This window comes from Algoriphagus sp., from assembly GCF_024305035.1.
Lineage (GTDB): Bacteria > Bacteroidota > Bacteroidia > Cytophagales > Cyclobacteriaceae > Algoriphagus.
The window spans coordinates 1-1,632 of sequence record NZ_JAMWZB010000070.1; the positions used below are offsets into that span (position 1 = coordinate 1).

General features: G+C 46.8%; 1 protein-coding gene and 1 pseudogene. Both read left to right on the forward strand.

The annotated features are described in order from the left end of the window. Positions 1 to 814 (forward strand): annotated as a pseudogene (locus Q0L00_RS19525) (IS21 family transposase); the annotation flags it as partial. A gap of 5 nt (positions 815 to 819) precedes the next feature. Continuing rightward, positions 820 to 1,542: an IS21-like element helper ATPase IstB gene (gene istB / locus Q0L00_RS19530; RefSeq protein WP_297338575.1), complete on the forward strand. Its 723-nt coding sequence runs from the start codon at positions 820 to 822 to the stop codon at positions 1,540 to 1,542. The last annotated feature ends 90 nt before the right edge of the window (positions 1,543 to 1,632 follow it).

Consider the following 1,632-nt stretch of genomic DNA (forward strand, 5'->3'; position numbering starts at 1 on the left):
ACATAAACAGGATAAAGCGTTGGTGGAAAACCAGGTCAAGATTCTGTATTCAAGGGTATATGCCAAGCTCAGGAACATGCAGTTCTTTGATCTTACTGCTCTCAATGGAGCCATCAGAGCGAAGGTAAAGTCCCACAACCAGACACGGATGCAGAAGAAGCCATACTGCCGGGAAGAGAAGTTTCTTGCAGATGAAAAAGCCCTGCTGGGTCATCTTCCTGCTGAGCGTTTTGAGCTCAGGAGTTATTCCCTGCTTACAGTGGCCAAAAACAACCACGTCTATCTGTCTGCGGACAAACACTATTACAGCGTCCCCCACACCCTGATGGGCAGCAAAGTAAAAGTGGCCTATACCAGATCCATGGTTTTCATATACCATGAGGGTAAAAAAGTGGCAGTCCATTCCAGAAGCTTCAAGATCGGTGCCTACTCCACGGTCAAAGAACACCTCTGTTCCCATCACCAACACTACCGGGACAGAAGTCCGGAGTATTACAGGAACCAGTCAGCGAAAGTGTCAAAGGTTCTGTATGAGTATGTATGCCTGCTTTTTGAGCAGAACAGATATCCCGAGCAACTCTACCGGTCCTGTGACGGGCTGCTTTCCCTGGCAAGGAAATCCGATACAAAGGCTTTGGAAAAAGCATGTAAAACGGCCATGGAGAACGGGATATTCTCCTATAAATTCATCAAAAACATCATCGAAAACCATATGGAAGACGAATCTGTCCAAAACAACAATACAGCCCTGCCCAAACACCAGAACTTAAGGGGAAAAGCATATTACAGTAACCAACAGACAATTAAATTTTAACAACTATGACAAACCAGATCCAATCGCAGCTTGCCAGACTCAAGCTGCACGGCATGTCCAAAACATGGACGGCCCTCATAGAAACAAGAAAAAACCAAAGCCTCTCACTCGCTGAGGGTCTTGAACTGTTGCTGCAGGCCGAAGAGCTTGAAAGGGACAACAGGCGGTTCAAAAGACTTGAAACCAATGCTGCATTCAGGTATAAGGCTTCCATAGAAGAGCTCAAACTGGACAAGGCAAGAGGCCTTGACGGTGTGCTTCTTACAACTCTTGCAACCGGAGAGTACATCAACAAAGGAGAGGCAGTCCTGATTACAGGGGCCACCGGATGCGGGAAAAGCTATCTGGCTTCTGCGCTGGGACACCAAGCCTGTATCCTGGGGTTTAAAGCCGCTTACTTCAACACCCAGAAACTGATGCTCAAAACGAAAATGGCCAGGCTGGAAGGGACAGTGATGAAGTTCTTTGACAAACTGGCCAAGACAGACCTGCTGATCATGGACGACTTTGGACTGACACACCTGGAACAACAGCAGAGAATAGATTTTATGGAAATGATAGAGGACAGGCACGGGAAGAAATCAACCGTAATCGTCAGTCAACTGCCCGTTTCGAGTTGGTACGATATCATCGGAGAAGAGACCATTGCCGATGCGATTCTTGACAGATTGGTCCACTCTTCTTACAGAATAGAGCTCAAGGGGGAAAGTCTCAGAAAAAAAATGTAAAATTGTCAGCCTAACAGATTATAGTACCAAACCCATTTTTAGGGGGGTCAATATGCCCGGAACGGGGGTCAGTATTGTCCGGAATATCCA

What these genes read in the sequence shown, in the direction of transcription:
- istB (WP_297338575.1), top strand. Translation starts at nt 820, where the DNA reads ATGACAAACCAGATCCAATCGCAGCTTGCCAGACTCAAGCTGCACGGC.